Annotated in this window: 18 protein-coding genes; 2 read left to right on the top strand and 16 right to left on the bottom strand. The window is 68.6% G+C overall.

Annotated elements, in window-relative coordinates; translation table 11 throughout:
• Positions 1-132: 132 nt before the first annotated feature.
• Positions 133-468: a hypothetical protein gene (locus tag AB0333_RS13035; RefSeq protein WP_115930938.1), complete on the bottom strand. Its 336-nt coding sequence runs from the start codon at positions 466-468 to the stop codon at positions 133-135.
• Positions 469-532: 64 nt separating this feature from the next.
• On the opposite strand from AB0333_RS13035, the gene nucS reads away from it, so the two are divergent.
• Both nucS and AB0333_RS13025 read left to right on the top strand, forming a co-directional pair.
• Positions 533-1,228 carry an endonuclease NucS gene (gene nucS / locus AB0333_RS13030; protein WP_366219082.1) on the top strand — a complete coding sequence of 232 codons (696 nt, stop codon included), beginning with the start codon at positions 533-535 and terminating at the stop codon, positions 1,226-1,228.
• A gap of 106 nt (positions 1,229-1,334) precedes the next feature.
• On the top strand, positions 1,335-2,375 hold the full coding sequence (locus AB0333_RS13025) for an N-acetylglucosamine-6-phosphate deacetylase (protein ID WP_366219081.1): 1,041 nt from the start codon (positions 1,335-1,337) through the stop codon (positions 2,373-2,375).
• A gap of 79 nt (positions 2,376-2,454) precedes the next feature.
• Here the strand turns inward: AB0333_RS13025 and AB0333_RS13020 are convergent, their stop codons facing one another.
• The 15 genes from AB0333_RS13020 to rho form a co-directional block, all read right to left on the bottom strand.
• Entirely contained in the window at positions 2,455-2,913 is a 459-nt protein-coding gene (locus tag AB0333_RS13020) for a DUF2550 family protein (RefSeq protein WP_366219080.1), read from the bottom strand.
• A 1-nt stretch (position 2,914) separates the two neighbouring features.
• On the bottom strand, positions 2,915-3,208 hold the full coding sequence (locus AB0333_RS13015) for a F0F1 ATP synthase subunit epsilon (protein WP_366219079.1): 294 nt from the start codon (positions 3,206-3,208) through the stop codon (positions 2,915-2,917).
• Positions 3,209-3,213: 5 nt separating this feature from the next.
• Positions 3,214-4,671, bottom strand: coding sequence for a F0F1 ATP synthase subunit beta (gene atpD, locus AB0333_RS13010; RefSeq protein WP_366219078.1), 1,458 nt, complete (start codon positions 4,669-4,671; stop codon positions 3,214-3,216).
• Positions 4,672-4,764: 93 nt separating this feature from the next.
• Positions 4,765-5,658 carry a F0F1 ATP synthase subunit gamma gene (locus AB0333_RS13005; RefSeq protein WP_344226376.1) on the bottom strand — a complete coding sequence of 298 codons (894 nt, stop codon included), beginning with the start codon at positions 5,656-5,658 and terminating at the stop codon, positions 4,765-4,767.
• Between the two features lie 89 nt (positions 5,659-5,747).
• Positions 5,748-7,385: a F0F1 ATP synthase subunit alpha gene (gene atpA / locus AB0333_RS13000; protein ID WP_366219076.1), complete on the bottom strand. Its 1,638-nt coding sequence runs from the start codon at positions 7,383-7,385 to the stop codon at positions 5,748-5,750.
• Positions 7,386-7,465: 80 nt separating this feature from the next.
• A complete protein-coding gene (locus AB0333_RS12995; protein ID WP_366219075.1) occupies positions 7,466-8,275 on the bottom strand; it encodes a F0F1 ATP synthase subunit delta in 810 nt (269 codons plus the stop codon).
• On the bottom strand, positions 8,275-8,850 hold the full coding sequence (locus tag AB0333_RS12990; protein WP_366219074.1) for a F0F1 ATP synthase subunit B: 576 nt from the start codon (positions 8,848-8,850) through the stop codon (positions 8,275-8,277). Before AB0333_RS12990 ends, AB0333_RS12995 begins: the two co-directional genes overlap by 1 nt.
• Before the next feature lie 70 nt (positions 8,851-8,920).
• Positions 8,921-9,130, bottom strand: a complete 210-nt coding sequence (locus AB0333_RS12985; protein WP_091694676.1) for an ATP synthase F0 subunit C — start codon at positions 9,128-9,130, stop codon at positions 8,921-8,923.
• Between the two features lie 147 nt (positions 9,131-9,277).
• Positions 9,278-10,090, bottom strand: coding sequence for a F0F1 ATP synthase subunit A (gene atpB, locus AB0333_RS12980; RefSeq protein WP_366219073.1), 813 nt, complete (start codon positions 10,088-10,090; stop codon positions 9,278-9,280).
• Positions 10,091-10,386: 296 nt separating this feature from the next.
• Positions 10,387-10,815 carry a hypothetical protein gene (locus AB0333_RS12975; RefSeq protein WP_366219072.1) on the bottom strand — a complete coding sequence of 143 codons (429 nt, stop codon included), beginning with the start codon at positions 10,813-10,815 and terminating at the stop codon, positions 10,387-10,389.
• A 32-nt stretch (positions 10,816-10,847) separates the two neighbouring features.
• Positions 10,848-11,963 carry an MraY family glycosyltransferase gene (locus AB0333_RS12970; protein ID WP_366219071.1) on the bottom strand — a complete coding sequence of 372 codons (1,116 nt, stop codon included), beginning with the start codon at positions 11,961-11,963 and terminating at the stop codon, positions 10,848-10,850.
• A complete protein-coding gene (locus AB0333_RS12965) occupies positions 11,960-12,601 on the bottom strand; it encodes an L-threonylcarbamoyladenylate synthase (RefSeq protein ID WP_366219070.1) in 642 nt (213 codons plus the stop codon). Before AB0333_RS12965 ends, AB0333_RS12970 begins: the two co-directional genes overlap by 4 nt.
• Positions 12,598-13,518, bottom strand: coding sequence for a peptide chain release factor N(5)-glutamine methyltransferase (gene prmC, locus AB0333_RS12960; RefSeq protein WP_366219069.1), 921 nt, complete (start codon positions 13,516-13,518; stop codon positions 12,598-12,600). The genes AB0333_RS12965 and prmC overlap by 4 nt, the downstream gene beginning before the upstream one ends.
• A 76-nt stretch (positions 13,519-13,594) precedes the next feature.
• Positions 13,595-14,674, bottom strand: coding sequence for a peptide chain release factor 1 (gene prfA, locus AB0333_RS12955; RefSeq protein WP_366219068.1), 1,080 nt, complete (start codon positions 14,672-14,674; stop codon positions 13,595-13,597).
• A 132-nt stretch (positions 14,675-14,806) separates the two neighbouring features.
• Positions 14,807-17,011, bottom strand: a complete 2,205-nt coding sequence (rho, locus tag AB0333_RS12950; RefSeq protein WP_366219067.1) for a transcription termination factor Rho — start codon at positions 17,009-17,011, stop codon at positions 14,807-14,809.
• Positions 17,012-17,061 lie beyond the last annotated feature (50 nt).

Genomic DNA, 17,061 nt, shown 5'->3' with positions numbered 1-17,061 from the left:
CATCACCCGATTCTCCCAGCCCGCCAGGAGACAGCCCGGTCAATCCGCCGGCGTTTTAAAGATCGACCCCACGATTACTGACCCACGCACCTAGGCAGCCTGTCAGTAGGGAGTCCGTCAGCAGACAGTCCGTCAGTAGAGCCCGTCCTGCCGGCGATTGGACCAGCAGGGCTGGTGCCAATGACGCCGGTCTGCGCCGGCCGCCTCGTCACCGAAGATCGAATCGCTGCGCCAGGTCACCAGGTGCGCCATCCCGGGCGGAATCGTCCGGCCGCAACCGGGGCAGGTGTAGTCCTTCACCGCGCGCCAGGCGGCGATCTGGCGGACGTGCCAGCCGCCGTCGTGCCCCTGTTCCTGCCGGTACCCGGGATCCAGGCCCAGCAGGTCATCCAACCGGTCCTGCCGACCGGGTGCCGGCGCCTGGCGCCGGGAGGGCCCGGGGCGGCGTGGGCGGTTCGAGCGTGGCACGTCACCATCTTTCCACAGCCCGTCCTTTCACGGCCCCGTCCCCCGGACCGCTAGACTCCCCTGTGTGCGTTTGGTAATAGCCCGGTGTTCCGTCAACTACGAAGGGCGTTTGCGCGCCCACCTGCCCCAGGCGACCCGCCTGCTCTTGGTCAAGGCCGACGGCTCCGTGCTGGTGCATTCGGACGGCGGCTCCTACAAGCCGCTGAACTGGATGAGCCCGCCGGCGACCCTGCGCACGGCCGAACCCACCGAGGAGCTGGCCGCCGAGGGTGTGGTCCAGGTCTGGACGGTGCAGGCCACGAAGTCGGACGACCGGCTGATCGTGCACCTCTTCGAGATCCTGCATGACTCCTCCCACGAGCTCGGCGTGGATCCGGGACTGGTCAAGGACGGCGTCGAGTCCGACCTGCAACGGCTGCTGGCCGAGCAGATCGAGCTGCTCGGCGACGGTCACACGCTGGTGCGCCGCGAGTACATGACCGCCATCGGCCCCGTGGACATCCTCGCGCGGGACGCCACCGGCGGCTCGGTCGCCGTGGAGCTCAAGCGCCGCGGGGACATCGACGGCGTGGAGCAGCTCACCCGCTACCTCGAGCTGATGAACCGCGATCCGCTGCTGGCCCCGGTCCGGGGCGTCTACGCCGCACAACAGATCAAGCCCCAGGCCCGCACCCTGGCCGAGGACCGGGGCATCCGCTGCCTCACCCTGGACTACGACGCCATGCGCGGCGTGGACGATGCCGAGTCCCGGCTCTTCTGAGCTCGCTGGCGGCCCGGCTGCCCAACCCGGCCCCGCCTCCGGACCGCGGACGGGCCGACTCACCACGCCCGGACTCGTCGACCAGCACTGCCATGGACTGGCCGGCGTGGACTTCGCCACGGCGCCCGCGCACCAGGTCCGTGACGCACTCCGAGAGCTGTCCCGGCGGGGCGTGACCCGGGTGGTGGCCTCCCTCCCCACCCTGCCCGCCCCGGACCTGCTGGCCGCCGTCCGGCGACTCACCCCGCTGGTCTGGGAGGGCACCCTGGCAGGCCTCCACCTGGAGGGGCCGTTTCTGTCCCGCCACCACTGCGGGGCCCAATCCGCCGACGACGTCCTCGAGCCAGGCTCGGACCGGTCACGCCGGCTGCTGGAGTCCCTGGTGCAGGCCGGACGTCCCGACCACGGCGGCCCGGACGCCCAAGCGATCGTCGCCATGACCTATGCCCCCGAACTCGCAGGCGCCGAGTGGGTGGAGCGCACCCTGTTCGCCGCGGGCATCCTGCCCTCCCCCGGGCACACCGACGCCACGGAGGCCGAGTTCACGACGGCACTGCAGCGGTGGACCGGGATGCAGACGCTGGGCCGGGACCGGCGCCCCGCCGTGACCCACCTGTTCAACGCCATGCCCGGATTCCACCACCGCGCCCCAGGACCGGTTCCGGCCGCCCTGCGCGCTGCGGCCCGCGGAGACCTCCGAGTCGAACTGGTGGCTGACGGCCTCCATGTGGACCCCGGCGTCATCCTGGACGTCCTGCGCCTCGCCCCGGGGACCGTCTGCGTGGTCTCCGACGCCTCCGCGGCCACCGACGCGCCCGCGGGCACCTACACGCTGGGCGCGGTCGCCATCGAGACCACCGGGAACACCGGGAACACCGGGAACGGGCACACCACAGCACCACGACTGGCGGGTCGCCCGACCCTGGCCTCCGGAGCCGTGGCCCTGGACGGTGCGCTGCGGCACCTGCTCGCGTGGGGTGTTCCGCCGGAACTCGCGGTACCCGCCGTGAGCACGACGCCGGCCCTTACCCTGCCGTCCGCACGCCGCGCTTCGGGGTGGGTCGAGTGGGACTGGGACGCCGAGAACGGGACGATAGCGCCCGGCCCGCCGGCCGTCGTCGTCCCTCCGGGTACTCCGGACTCTTAAGGCGCCCCTGAGGCTACTTAAAGCAACAGGCACCCCGGCGATGCCGGGGTGCCCACTGACGTTCGGATCGTGAGGTCTCCTAGTGAGCCCTGCGCCGGTAGCCCCGCGGCGGGAGCTCCCGCCAGGTGCCGAAACCCACGGCCGGACCGGACTCGATCCAGGCCGAGAGGCCGGCGCAGGCGTCCGCCTGGATAACCAGGTCGACCGGGGCCGGACCGCCGTCCACGCGCACCACCACCGAGCCGTCCTGACGGACCGCCCCCTCGCGATGCAGCCGCAACAAGTGCCGGGCCGCCGACCAGCGGGGCCGCGGATCCACCGAGGCCACCGTCATGAGGTCAAGACCGGATTCATCGTATCGCCCGATCACGCGGACACCCCCGGCGACCTCACCTGCCCCGCGGATGCGGGCGGTGAAGGTTCCGGGGGTGCGCACCAGGGTGCGCCAGCGCCAGTAGACCATGAAGGCGACGACCAGGACGGCCGCCACCAGGGCAGCCAGTACCGCTACGACCAGCGCGGACCACCCAGGCGTCACCTCAGGCTGCGCCCTGGCCGGCGGACTCGCCCTGGAGGGTCGCTGCACCGGCCACGATCACGACGCGGTCGTTGTCCACGGAGAAGAACCCGCCCTCGGCATGTGCCGTGAGGGTCTGCCCGTTGGTCTGCTGGACCACGACATCGCCGTCGCCCAGCACGGCCAGCAGCGGCGTGTGACCCGGCAGGATGCCGATCTCTCCCTCTGCGGTCCGGGCGCTGACCGACTGCGCCGGTCCGGACCACACGAAGCGGTCCTCGGCGACGATCTCGACTTCGAGTTCGTGCTCAGCCATGGGGATCAGTTCTCCGACTGGATCTTGGCCCAGTTGCGCTCGACGTCATCCAGACCGCCGACGTTGTAGAACGCCTGCTCGGAGATGTGGTCAAGGTCGCCGTTGGCGATGGCGGTGAAGCCCTCCACGGTGTCCTTGATCGGCACGGTCGAACCCTCGACACCGGTGAACTGCTTGGCGGTGTAGGTGTTCTGGGACAGGAACTGCTCGATGCGGCGGGCACGCGAGACGACGATCTTGTCCTCTTCGGAGAGCTCGTCCACGCCGAGGATCGCGATGATGTCCTGCAGTTCCTTGTTCTTCTGGAGGATCTGCTTGACGCGGGTGGCGGCATCGTAGTGATCCTGGCCCACGTACTGCGGGTCGAGGATGCGGGAGGTCGATGCCAGCGGGTCCACGGCCGGGTACAGGCCACGGGAGGCCAGGGTACGGGTCAGGTTCGTGGTGGCGTCCAGGTGCGCGAACACGTTGGCCGGCGCCGGGTCGGTGTAGTCGTCCGCGGGCACGTAGACGGCCTGCATCGAGGTGATGGAGTGACCGCGGGTGGAGGTGATCCGCTCCTGCAGCACGCCCATCTCATCGGCGAGGTTCGGCTGGTAGCCCACGGCCGAGGGCATGCGGCCCAGCAGCGTGGAGACCTCGGAACCGGCCTGGGAGAACCGGAAGATGTTGTCGATGAACAACAGCACGTCCTGGTTCATCTCGTCACGGAAGTACTCCGCCATCGTCAGTGCCGACAGGGCGACGCGCAGACGCGTTCCCGGCGGCTCATCCATCTGGCCGAACACCAAGGCGGTGTCCTTGAGGACGTTCGCCTCTTCCATCTCCACCCAGAGGTCGTTGCCCTCACGGGTGCGCTCACCGACGCCGGCGAACACCGAGGTGCCGCCGAAGTTGCGGGCCACACGCGTGATCATCTCCTGGATGAGCACGGTCTTGCCCACGCCGGCGCCGCCGAACAGGCCGATCTTGCCGCCCTTGATGTACGGGGTCAGCAGGTCGATGACCTTGATGCCGGTCTCGAGCATCTCCGTGGAGCCCTCGAGGGAGGCGAAGTTCGGCGCCGGGCGGTGGATCGGCCAGCGCTCGGTGACCTCGAGCTGCGAGGTCGGCACGTCGAGGGACTCGCCGAGGACGTTGAAGATGTGTCCCTTGACGACCTCACCGACGGGCACGGAGATCGGGGCGCCCGTATCGACCACGGACGCGCCGCGGACCAGGCCGTCGGTGGCCTGCAGGGAGATGGCGCGGACCAGGTTGTCACCCAGGTGCTGCGCGGTCTCGAAGGTGATGGTGCGGGTGTCGCCGTTGAGGGTGAGCTCGGCGGTCAGAGCGTTGTACAGGCCCGGCATGGCGTCGGCGGGGAACTCAGCGTCGATCACCGGCCCGATCACACGGGCGATGCGGCCAGTGGCGCCACCGGTGGCGGTACCGGTGCCCTGTTCGTTCGTGGTGGCAGTCATCTCTCTCACTTCTTTGGTGTGGCTGGACGTTGACAGTCAGTTGACAGTCTGTTGGCAGTCAGATGGCTCGTCGGGTGAAGAGCCGGTGCCCGGTCAGGATGCGCTGAGCGCGTCCGCACCGGCGATCAGCTCGGTCAGTTCCTGGGTGATCTCGGCCTGGCGGGCGTTGTTCATCTTCAGGGTGTACTCGGTGACCAGGTCCTTGGCGTTGTCCCCGGCCGACTTCATCGCGCGCTGGCGGTTGGCCAGTTCGGATGCGGAGGCCTGGAGCATCGCCGAGAAGATCCGCGACTCGATGTACTTCGGCAGCAGGGCGTCTAGGACGTCCTCCGGGGCCGGCTCGTACTCGTAGAGCGGGTAGAGGTCCGTGGAGTCGGTGACCTCTTCTTCCACCACCTCGAGGGGCAGCAGACGGACGACGGTCGGGACCTGGGTGACGAGTGAGTGGAAGGCGGTGTAGACGACATGGATCTCATCCACGCCACCGGCTTCCGTCTCCTCCAGGAACGAGTCGACGAGGCGCTCTCCGATCTCACGGGCCCGCAGGAATTCCGGCGCGTCGGTGTTACCGGTCCAGACCTCCTGGTACTCGCGGTTGCGGAAGTCGAAGTACCCCTGCGCCTTGCGGCCCACGAGGTAGATGTCCGTCTCCTTGCCCTCGGCGTGCAGCGACTCGAGCAGTTCCTCCGCATGGCGCAGGATGTTCGCCGAGTAGGCGCCGGCCATGCCACGGTCCGAGGAGAGGACCAGCACGGCAGCGCGCTTCGGGTTCTCGACCTCGGACGTCAGCACGTGCTCGATGTCCTGCTGCGATGACACGGCGGACACGGCGCGGGTGATCGCGTTGGCGTACGGCAGCGACGCGGACACGCGTTCACGTGCCTTGCCGATGCGGGACGTGGCGATCAGCTCCATCGCCTTGAAGATCTTCTGCATCGACTGGGTCGAGGCGATCTTCTGGCGGTAGACCCGGATCTGGGCTCCCATGGTGGTCCTTTCCTTACGTGTCCGCCTCCGGCGCCCGTCCGGTCATTCCTGGTGGAAGGACCGGACGGGACTGCCATCGGCACAACGGGTCAGCGCTTCTGCTTGACGATCTTTTCCTGGGTGACCTGATCGGCCGCCAACGGCTCGTGCTCCTCGTGGCCGGCGGCGACGAGCTTGTTGTCGCCCTCCCCGAAGAAGCCCTTCTTGAACGCCTCAACCTCGGTCTTGAGCGCCTCGAGGGTGGAGTCCTCCATCTTGCCGGTCTCGCGGATCGGGCCGAGCACCACTTCCTTGCGACGCAGGTGGTCCAGGAAGTCACGCTCGAAGCGCAGCACGTCCTCCACCGGGACCTCGTCCAGGTGGCCGTTGGAGCCGGTCCAGATGGACACGACCTGCTCCTCGACCGGGTACGGAGAGTACTGCGGCTGCTTGAGCAGCTCGGTCAGTCGCTCACCACGGGCCAGCTGACGGCGCGTGGCCGGATCCAGGTCCGAGGCGAACATGGCGAAGGCCTGCTGGTCGCGGTACTGGGCCAGGTCCAGCTTCAACGTGCCCGAGACCTTCTTCATGGCCTTGATCTGGGCCGCACCACCCACGCGGGACACCGAGATGCCCACGTCCACGGCCGGACGCTGGTTGGCGTTGAAGAGGTCCGACTGCAGGAAGATCTGGCCGTCGGTGATGGAGATGACGTTGGTCGGGATGTAGGCCGAGACGTCGTTGGCCTTGGTCTCGACGATCGGCAGGCCGGTCATGGAACCGCCGCCCAGCTCGTCGGACAGCTTGGCACACCTCTCCAGCAGGCGGGAGTGCAGGTAGAACACATCGCCGGGGTAGGCCTCGCGGCCCGGCGGGCGGCGCAGCAGCAGCGAGACCGCACGGTAGGCCTCGGCCTGCTTGGAGAGGTCGTCGAAGATGATGAGGACGTGCTTGCCGCCGTACATCCAGTGCTGGCCGATGGCCGAACCGGCGTAGGGGGCCAGGTACTTGAAGCCAGCCGGGTCGGAGGCAGGGGACGCCACGATGGTGGTGTACTCCAGGGCGCCGTGCTCCTCGAGCGTCTGACGCACGGAGGCGATCGTCGAGGCCTTCTGGCCGACGGCGACGTAGATGCAGCGCACCTGCTTCGACGGATCGCCGGACTCCCAGTTGTCCTTCTGGTTCAGGATGGTGTCGATGCCGATGGCGGTCTTGCCGGTCTGGCGGTCACCGATGATCAGCTGACGCTGGCCACGGCCGATCGGGATCATGGCGTCGATGGACTTCATGCCGGTCTGCAGCGGCTCGTCCACGGACTTGCGCTGCGTGACGCCCGGCGCCTGGAGCTCCATGGCGCGGCGTGCCTCGGCCTCGATCGGGCCCATGTCGTCCAGGGGTGCACCCAGCGGGTCCACCACGCGGCCGAGGAAGGCGTCGCCCACCGGCACGGAGAGGACCTCACCGGTGCGCTGGACTTCCTGGCCCTCTTCGACGCCCTGGAAGTCGCCGAGCACGACGACGCCGATCTCGCGGGTGTCGAGGTTCTGGGCCAGGCCCAGGGTTCCGTCCTCAAAGCGCAGCAGCTCGTTGGCCATGACGGAGGGCAGACCCTCCACACGGGCAATGCCGTCTGCTGCGGAGACGACGTGGCCGACCTCCACACGTTCGGTGCCGGCCGGTTCGTAGGATGCCGCGAACTCATTCAAGGCATTGCGAACATCGTCAGCGTTGATGGTCAAGTCGGCCATCTGCGTTCCCTGCTCTCTGGGGTTGGTGATCATCGACATGCCGATGACCGAAGGTGTCTTGTGGGTTCGTCAGACCGGCCTCAGCCGGCCATCTTCCGCTGGAGGTCATGCAGACGAGACTGCAGGGAGGAGTCGACGACGTCGTCCCCCACCTGGATCCGAATGCCACCCACCAGCTCGGGGTCGACGGCCACGTCCAACTTCAGGTCGCGGCCAAAAAGGCGCTTCAATCCAGCGGCAAGCCGCTCCTGCTGAGCCGGGGCCAGGGGCCGGGCCACGGTGACTTCGGCGATCCACAGCCTCTGACGCTCCGCCACGGTGTCCACGAAACCGCGGATGAGGTCCACGGGCTTGTGGCCCCGCGGGGCTTCCACGGCCTGGCGGACCAGGAGCTTGGCCTCGGCGGAGCCGTTGCCCAGCAGCCGCTCCGCCAAAGTGCCCTTGGATGCTGCGGGAGCCTGCGGATCCGTCAGCGCACGCTGGAGATCATGGGACTCCTGGACCGCACGGTTGAAGGCCAACAACTCGTCGGACAACCGCCCGAGTCCGTCCAGCCCGTCGCGTTCGGCCGAGGCCGCCACGGACGTGGTGGCCAACTGCTCCAGGGCGTCCCCGTAGTCCCGGGTCTGGGACCACTTGAGCCCGGCCAGGGTGTTGAGGATCCGCAGGGCATCCTCGGACACCTTGGACCCGAACAACGAGCCGACGACTCCGGTGCGACGCTCCACCGACCACGAGGGATCGGTCAGCGCGCGGCGCAGCGGGGCGCTGGAGTCCACCGCTGCGAGGGCGGTGAACAGCTCGGAAGCCAGCTGGGTGCCGCCGGAGACCAGGACGGAGTCCAGTTCCTGCCGGGCGGTGGCCAGCGAATCGCTCGATGCACCTGCCATTACTCAGCCACACCTGCCGTGCCGGACGCGGTGCCGGCGGTCGAGTTCCGCTCGAGGTCCTCGAGGAACCGGTCCACCACGCGCTGCGAGCGGGCGTCGTCCTCCAGGGATTCGCCGACGATGCGGCTGGCCAGGGTGGTGGCCAGGGCGCCGACGTCGGTGCGGAGCGAAGTCTCGGCCTGCAGACGCTCAGCGGCGATCTGGACCTGGGCCTGCTCGACCAGACGAGCGGACTCGGCGGACGCCTTTTCCCTGGCCTCGGCCAGGATTTGGGCGCCTTCGGTACGGGCCTCCTCGCGGACGCGGTTGGCCTCGGCGTAGCCCTCCTGCTGCTGCTGCTCGTAGTCAGCCTTGAGGGCGTTGGCCTCGGCCTGGGCCTTCTCGGCCTTCTCGAGACCACCCTCGATGGCGTCGACGCGGTTCTGGTAGGAGTTCTCCAGAGCCGGGGCGATGTACTTCACCACGAGGAACATCAACACGGCAAAGCCAACGGCGGTAACGAGCACCTCCCACCAGTTGGGAACGAGGGGGTTGGCGCCCTCGGCTGCAGCGAGAATCGCTTCAGACCTGATCATGTTTCAACCATCCTTTGGTGAAGTTTCCTGCTCTGTGGATGGCCGGCGAGCCGGCCGGGAAGGGCAGGAATCAGAGGACGAAAGCGAAGACCAGGCCCAGGATGGCCAGGGCCTCGGCGAGGGCGAAGCCCAGCAGGGCGATCGGCTGCAGGATGCGCTGGGCTTCCGGCTGACGGGCGACGCCGTTGATGTACGCGGCGAAGATCAGGCCCACGCCGATGGCGGAGCCGATGGAGGCCAGGCCGTAGCCGATCAAGTTGAGGTTGCCGGTGATTTCCATGGTGTTCCTTTCAAGATGCCTGACGGCAGGTTGTGCGGAGGGTTCCCGATGCGGATCCGGCGGTTGCCGGGACCGGGACGTGCTGCGGTGGCGGATCGCTCCGCCGAACCGTGCCCACCTTCACCCAAGGATGGCGGGCGCGGAAGGTCAGTGGTCGTTGGCGGCCAGCGCCCCTTGGATGTAGATCGCGGTGAGCAGGGTGAAGACGAACGCCTGCAGGTACATGATCAGCAGTTCCAGGAAGTACATGGCCACGGAGCCGAGGACCACGAGGACACCGGTGGCCTGGAGGGCGACGTTGCCCGTCTCCATGATCAGGAACTGTGCGCCGGCGCCGGCCAGCATGACGATCATGTGGCCGGAGAGCATGGTGGCCATCAGACGCAGCGAGTGGGTCAGCGGCCGGACGAGGAAGGTGGAGATGATCTCCAGGGGCACCAGCAGCGGCAGGATCCAGCCGGGGACACCGCTGGGGACCACGGCCAGCTTGAAATACTTGAGGCCGTTGCGCTTGATGCCCAGGCCGATCCAGATGATGTAGACGATCAGTGCCAGTGCATAGGCCGACCCGGCGTGCGAGAAGCTCGGCAGCTGCAGGAAGGGAACGGCGCCGAACAGGTTGTTCACGATCACGAAGAAGAACAGACCGAACAGCAGCGGGACGAAGGGCTTGAACTCCTTCTCGCCGATGATGTCCCGGCCCATGCCGTTGCGCACGAACGCGTAGCCGGACTCGGCCAGCCACTGCACCTTGCCCGGGACGAGCCCCGGCTTGCGCATGGCGAGCATGAAGAAGGCGGAGATGAGGATCACCGAGAGGATGATCATCAGCATCTGCTTGCCGAAACCGGTGCCATACTCGGCCATCCAGGGCAGGATTTCCGGCAGGTGGGTCTGGTCGATCGTGGGAGGAACGAATCCACCCTCATCGGTGGAGCTGGCGAGCACGATCGGTAGCACGCTGATCCTCTCTGCAGTGTCGGTCAACAGGACGCGTACGGCGCGTTCCCACCGGAGCGGTCAAGCGGGCGGCACAGCGCAGCCCCGACCGTCGTTATTGATCGTTGATGAGCCTATCAAACCGGGCATGGTGCTGATGACCAAAAAGCCCAATTCGGCGCGGTTTTCGCGCCATCGGACGATTTGTTTCTACGTTGTGTCGAAGTCACACCGTCATCGACCCGTCATCCGCCCGTGACCAGACCGTGATGCAGGGCTGGCTTGCCCGCCCCGGACCTTCCGCCGAGCCGCTGCGGTCAGTCGTCGTAGATCTGCTGCCGGGTCCGGGCGAAGACGAGGACCTCCGTCGCCTGCCAGGCCACGATCGCCACGAGGGCGCCGACGCCGGCGGCCATGGTGTCCAGCCAGGCCGGCGTGGGCACCACGGTCAGCAGGACCGCCATCAGGATGATCTTCACGACGAAGCCGAACAGGGCGATGAACACCGCCTGCTCCCGCCAGCGATCCCAGGACCAGGCCGTCACCAACAGCGTGAGACCGGAGAGGACCACGACGGCGGCGCCGGCCAGTCCCAGCGACGCGGCGGCGGCTCCGCCGGCCGCTTCCCCGACCGCCAGCCACGCGACGGCGACGGCCACGGCCAGTGCGGCGACGGAGCCGATGAGGCAGGCGGTGAGGATCCCCCACCAGCCGCGGGTGTTGACGCGCTTCACGGACGATTTCATGGGCTTCTTCATGGGCTTTTTCATGGACGACTTCATGAGCGGAGTTCCCTCGATGATTCCCTGGAACGGCGCACCCAGGGGTGCAGGGTCAGGTATCCGGCACCCAGCAACAGGACGCCGACGACCGGCAGGACGATCAGCCAGTCGAAGAAATTCAGTGAGACCACCCCGTAGGCGATCAGGAAGGTCCACAGGTAGAGCAGCAGGACGGCCTGTCGGTGCGTCCACCCGCCGTCCACGAGTTTGTGGTGCAGGTGGCCACGATCGGCCGAGAAGGGACTGGCCCCGCGGACCGTCCGGCGCACCACGGCCAGGGCCAGGTCCAGCAGCGGCAGGGCCATGACGGCGATCGGCAGCAGGATCGGCATGTAGGCCGGGACGTTGCGGAAACGGAAGCCCTCCATGGCCTCGACGTCGGCGGTCACGGCCACGGCGGCGGTGGCCAGGAGCAGTCCGATGAGCATGGCCCCCACCTCGCCCATGAAGATCTTCGCCGGATTGACGTTGTGCGGGAGGAAGCCGAGGCAGGACCCGACGAGGACGGCCATGAGCAGCGTGGCCAGGTTCGAGTAGTCGAACTCGTTGATGGTCCGCGTCAGCAGATAGGTGTAGATGAAGAACGCCGAGCCCCCGATGACGGCCATTCCGGCGGCCAGGCCGTCCAGGCCGTCCACGAAGTTGATGGCATTCATGGTCAGCACCAGGATGAAGATCGTCAGGCCGATCTGGATCGGTTCGTTGCCCACCGGGATCCATCCCACCGGCATCGCCTCGACCCGGATCCCGTGAAAGGCCACCAGGGCTGCCGCCGTCACCTGGCCGGCCAGCTTGAGGGTCCAGTGCAGGTCCCACAGATCGTCCGCGACGCCCATCGCCAGGACCACGGCGAGGGCGAACAGCAGCCCGCGGATCGGCTCGGGGTCGGAGAAGATCCCGTCGAGGAACGGGATCATCGCGCCGATCCCCAACGCCACCAGCACGCCGGCGATCATCGCCACCCCGCCGAGCTTGGGCACCGGCTCGCGGTGCACGTCCCGCTGGCGCTGCGGGGTGTAGACGCCTCCGGCCAGGGCCAGCCTGCGCACGGCCGGTGTCAGGACGAAGCTGATGACGGCGGAGAGCCCCAGCAGCAGCAGGTAGACCTTCATTCCACCAGGTCCGGAACCACCGCGGCCAGCTCGCCGTGGGACAAGGCCCCGTGACGCACCACGCGGAAGGGCGAGACGGTGCAGTCGATGATGGTGGATGGTTCGGAGACGGTGCGTTCGCCGTCGTTGAGGTAGACGGACACCGTGTCGCCGAGCATCTCGCGCGCGGCCTGGGCCGTCGTCGCCGCCGGGAGGGAGGTGCGGTTGGCACTGGAGACGGCCAGCGGGCCGAACTCCTGGAGCAGCTCGCGTGCCACCTGGTCGTCCGGCACGCGCAGGGCGACGGTCCCCCGGGTCTCCCCCAGGTCCCAGGTCAGCGAGGGCTGTGCCTGGAGGATCAGGGTGAGGGCACCCGGCCAGAACTCCTCGGCCAGGTCGCGGGCGCCCTGCGGGACGTCGACGGCCAGGCCGTCCATCACCCGGACGCTCCCGATCAGCACCGGCGGCGGCATGGCCCGTCCCCGGCCCTTGGCGGCCAGGAGCACCGCCACGGCCTGCGGGGAGAAGGCATCGGCGCCGATCCCGTAGACGGTGTCCGTCGGCAGGACCACGCATTCGCGGTTCGCCAGTGCCGTCCGGGCGGCCTCGATGGCCTCGTCCAGTCCGGATTCCGTGGTGCAGTCGATCAGCAGGCTCACCGTGCCATTGTCCCATCCGTGCGCGCCGCGATCGTATAACGCGGCCGACCGTTGAGGTCCTCCCGGGTCTGGACGTCGCTGAACAACCCGTCCCGTCGCAGCACGGCGGCCACCAGCTCGCCCTGGGTGTCGTCGTGTTCCATGACCAGGGTTCCGCCCGGGCGCAGCAGCCGTGCGGCCGCGGCGGCCACGACGGTCGGCAGGCGCATGCCGTCCGCTCCCCCGCCGTACAGGGCGAGCCCCGGATCGCGCCGCGCCTCAGCCTGCGCCGGGATGCGGCCGTCCGGCACGTACGGAGGGTTGGACACCACGACGTCGGCGCGGCCGTCCAGGTCCGGCAGTGCGGTCTCGGCGTCCCCCACGTGCAACGCGACACCGCGCGGCTCCAGGTTGGCGGCGGCCCACCAGGCGGCCTCGGGGTCGGCCTCCACCGCGTGGACCGAGGCGCCGGGGACCTCGCTGGCCACCGCCGCGGCGATGGCCCCGGAGCCGGTGCACAGGTCGATCACCAGGGGGCGTCCCTCTGCACCGCCCTGGTCGTCTGTGCTGTTCTGTGCCGCCAGCGCGGCGTCGATGGCCGCCCCGGCGACGAGTTCGGTCTCCGGGCGGGGCAGGAACACGCCGTGACCGACCTGCAGCTCCACGGACCGGAAGGTCGTGGTGCCGGTCAGGTACTGCAGCGGGGTGCGGGTGGCGCGGGAGATGGAGAGCCGGCGCAGGTCAACGGACTGGACCGGATCCATCCGGCGTCCGGCGATGGCCCAGGCCGCCACCTCGCCACGGCTGGCGCCGAGGACGTGGGCGGCCAGCAGCTCGGCGTCCGCGCGGGGCGAGTCCACGCCGGCCGCGGCGAGCAGTTCGGTGGAGGACCGCAGCAGGGACTCCAGCGTCACCGCCTCAGTCACAGCGTCAGTCACCGCCCCAGTCACCGCCTCAGTCACCGCCTCAGTCACCGCCCCAGTCATATCCTCAGCCTGTCGGTCCGTCACGGTCTCAGTCATGCTGCCCCAATGCCTCCAACCGGTGCGCCTCGTCCGTCTCGATGCAGGACTGCAGGACGGGGCCGAGGTCGCCGTCCAGGACGGCGTCGAGGTTGTAGGCCTTGTATCCGGTGCGATGGTCCGCCACCCGGTTCTCCGGGTAGTTGTAGGTCCGGATGCGCTCGGAGCGGTCCATGGTCCGGACCTGGGAATGCCGCACGGCGGCATTCTCGGCGTCGAGCTGCTCCTGCTGGTGGGCCAAGATCCTCGAGCGCAGCACACGCATGCCGGCCTCACGGTTCTGGATCTGCGACTTCTCGTTCTGCATCGACACCACGATCCCGGTGGGCAGGTGGGTGATGCGTACCGCGGAGTCGGTGGTGTTCACGGACTGGCCGCCCGGACCCGAGGAGCGGTACACGTCGATCTTGAGGTCGTTGGCGGAGATCTGCACCTCCTCCGGTGCGTCGACCTCGGGGAACACCAGCACGCCGGCCGCCGAGGTGTGGATGCGGCCCTGGGACTCGGTGACGGGGACGCGCTGCACGCGGTGCACGCCGCCCTCGAACTTGAGCTGGGCATAGACCCCCTCGGCCGGGTCCGTCGACTTGCCCTTGATGGCCACCTGCACATCCTTGTAGCCACCCAGATCAGACTCCGTGGTGGAGAGGATCTCGGTCTTCCATCCCTTGGTCTCGGCGAAGCGCACATACATCCGCAACAGGTCCGCGGCGAAGAGGGCGGCCTCCTCGCCGCCCTCGCCGCCCTTGATCTCGAGGATGGCGTCCCGCGCATCGGCCGGGTCCCGGGGAATGAGCAACCGGCGCAGTTTCTCCGTGGCCTGCTCCGCCGTGGCCTCGAGCTCCGGCACCTCGGCGGCGAACTCCTCGTCGTCCTCGGCGAGCTCGCGGGCATCGGCCAGGTCGGCCTCGGCCTGGGTCCACGCCCGGTGCGCCGCGACGATGGCACCGAGCTCGGCGAAGCGGCGGCCCAGCTTCCGGGACAGGGCCTGGTCCTGGTGCACGGCGGGGTCCGCGAGTCTCTCGGTGAGCTCGTGGTGCTCGTCCAGCAGGTCCTGCACGGATTCGAACATGGGTGTTGTCCTTCAGTCGGGGCGGTTCCCGTGGCGGGATGAACGACGTGGCCCCCGCCCCTGCCGCCGTTCAGTGCCGGGTGGATACCGGGTTACTGAAGACGGTGGAGGGGCGGGGGCCAGGGTGGGTCGCTACTTCTCGCCCTTGGAACCCAACGTGGTCTTGGAGACCAGCATGAGGAACTCGGCGTTCGACTGGGTCTCCCTGATCTTGTTCGTCAGGATCTCCAGCGCCTGCTGCGTGTCCAGACCGGACAGAACCCGGCGCAGCTTCCACATGATCTTGATCTCGTCGGAGGTCAGGAGGTTCTCCTCGCGGCGGGTGCCGGAGGCGTTGACATCGACGGCCGGGAAGATGCGCTTGTCCGCCAGCTGGCGGGACAGGCGCAGTTCCATGTTGCCGGTGCCCTTGAACTCCTCGAAGATGACCTCGTCCATCTTGGAACCGGTCTCCACCAGGGCGGTGGCGAGGATGGTCAGGGAGCCGCCGTTCTCGATGTTGCGGGCGGCACCGAAGAACCGCTTCGGCGGATACAGCGCCGAGGAGTCCACGCCACCGGACAGGATACGGCCGGAGGCCGGTGCGGCCAGGTTGTAGGCACGGCCCAGACGGGTCATGGAGTCCAGCAGGACCACCACGTCGCGGCCCATCTCCACGAGGCGCTTGGCGCGCTCGATGGCGAGCTCGGCCACCGTCGTGTGGTCATCGGCCGGACGGTCGAAGGTCGAGGCGATGACCTCGCCCTTGACCGAGCGCTGCATGTCGGTGACCTCTTCCGGACGCTCGTCCACCAGCACCATCATGAGGTGCACCTCGGGGTTGTTGGTGGTGACGGCGTTCGCGATGGACTGCAGGATCATCGTCTTGCCGGCCTTCGGCGGGGAGACGATGAGACCGCGCTGCCCCTTGCCGATCGGCGAGACCAGGTCGATCACGCGCGGGCCGACCAACTTGGAGTCGGTCTCCAGGCGCAGCCGCTCCTGCGGGTACAGCGGCACCAGGTCGTTGAACTTGGTGCGCTTGGGGCTGTCCTCCGCCTGCTGGCCGTTGACGGAGGTCAGACGCACCAGGGCGTTGAACTTCTGCCGGTTGCCGCCGCTGCCTCCGGCGTTGCTGGAGTTCTGGCTCTCGCCGTCACGCGGGGCGCGGATGGCACCCACGACAGCGTCGCCCTTGCGCAGGCCGTACTTCTTGACCATGGACAACGAGACGTACACGTCGTTCGGACCGGGCAGGTAACCGGAGGTCCGCACGAAGGCGTAGTTGTCCAGGACGTCCAGGATGCCGGCGACGGGCAGCAGCACGTCGTCCTCGGTCATCTCGGTGTCGTCCACCTCGGGACCGCTGCGACCACGGCGGTTGCGGTTGCGGTCGTTGCGGTTGCGGTTGCGGCGGTTGCGGCGGCTGTCCTCGTCGCGGTCGTTGTTCCGCTCGTTCCGGTCGTTGTTCCGGTTGGCGCCCCGACCGCCGGACTGCTGGTCATTCTCGGACTTGGTGTCCTGCTGACGGTCCTGGTTCCGCTCCTGGCGATCGGCGTTCCGCTCGGTGCGGTCCTGGTTCCGGTCATTGCGGTCGGCGTTGCGGTCGCCGCGGTCAGGACGGCTGTTCCGGTCATTCCGGTCGCCACGGCCGGACCGGTTGTTGCGGTCACCGCGGGCGTTCCGGTCGTTGGAGCGCTCCTGCTGTCCGTCGGCCCCCTGGTCGGTGCCGTCGCCAGCACCGTTCCGGGACTCGGCGGCCCCCTCGGATGAGGTCTCCGCGGAGTCGGACTGGACCTCGCCGGTGGTGCCGGCAGCCGACTCGGCGCGGCGCGAGCGGGTCCGACGGGCCGGGCGCTCGGAAGCGCCGCCCTCGGAGCCGGCTGCCGAGGTCACGGCCTGCGTCTGGTCGGTCGACTGATCGGCTGATGAGTCCGCCTGCTTCTGGTCGGCTGACTGCTCGACCTGCTTCTGCTCGGCCTGCGCCCCAGCGGACTTGGTGCCGCGGGACCGGCGCTTCGGTGCGGCGGCGCCGTCGTCAGCGTCCGTCTTGATCTCGGCGGCCTTGCCGTCGCCGGCCTTGCGGTCCGATCCGGCAGAGGCGCCGGACGTGTCCTCAGCCTGCTTGCGGTCCGCGACGGACCCGCCGCGCTGGTGGCTGGAGATGGCGGCCACCAGGTCGGACTTGCGCATCCGGGATCCCCCGGTGATGCCGAGCTGGGAGCCCAGGGCCTGCAGCTGTGCCAGCTTCAGGCCGGCCAGGCCGCCACCCGTCTGGGCGGCGGTGGTGGCAGCCTCGGCTGGTGCCTCGGCGGAATTGCCCGCGGAGGCCGTGGGCAGTTCAGTGGTTTCGGTCACGAAGGTTCCTTCTCCCTCGTCAGGCAGGATCCAACTGGAGGGATCCCGCG

It is taken from the genome of Citricoccus sp. NPDC079358 (assembly GCF_040702545.1).
Lineage (GTDB): Bacteria > Actinomycetota > Actinomycetes > Actinomycetales > Micrococcaceae > Citricoccus.
Note: the sequence above shows the minus strand (reverse complement) of the source record. Positions and strands in the feature narration are given on the sequence as shown.

Bases quoted from the DNA above. Each gene is read 5' to 3' on its own strand.
- AB0333_RS12985 (WP_091694676.1), bottom strand. From the start codon at position 9,130: ATGGAAATCACCGGCAACCTCAACTTGATCGGCTACGGCCTGGCCTCC.
- atpD (WP_366219078.1), bottom strand. From the start codon at position 4,671: ATGACTGCCACCACGAACGAACAGGGCACCGGTACCGCCACCGGTGGC.
- AB0333_RS12990 (WP_366219074.1), bottom strand. From the start codon at position 8,850: ATGATCAGGTCTGAAGCGATTCTCGCTGCAGCCGAGGGCGCCAACCCC.
- atpA (WP_366219076.1), bottom strand. From the start codon at position 7,385: ATGGCCGACTTGACCATCAACGCTGACGATGTTCGCAATGCCTTGAAT.
- AB0333_RS12995 (WP_366219075.1), bottom strand. From the start codon at position 8,275: ATGGCAGGTGCATCGAGCGATTCGCTGGCCACCGCCCGGCAGGAACTG.
- AB0333_RS13005 (WP_344226376.1), bottom strand. From the start codon at position 5,658: ATGGGAGCCCAGATCCGGGTCTACCGCCAGAAGATCGCCTCGACCCAG.
- prfA (WP_366219068.1), bottom strand. From the start codon at position 14,674: ATGTTCGAATCCGTGCAGGACCTGCTGGACGAGCACCACGAGCTCACC.
- AB0333_RS13015 (WP_366219079.1), bottom strand. From the start codon at position 3,208: ATGGCTGAGCACGAACTCGAAGTCGAGATCGTCGCCGAGGACCGCTTC.
- AB0333_RS12970 (WP_366219071.1), bottom strand. From the start codon at position 11,963: ATGAAGGTCTACCTGCTGCTGCTGGGGCTCTCCGCCGTCATCAGCTTC.
- AB0333_RS12975 (WP_366219072.1), bottom strand. From the start codon at position 10,815: ATGAAATCGTCCGTGAAGCGCGTCAACACCCGCGGCTGGTGGGGGATC.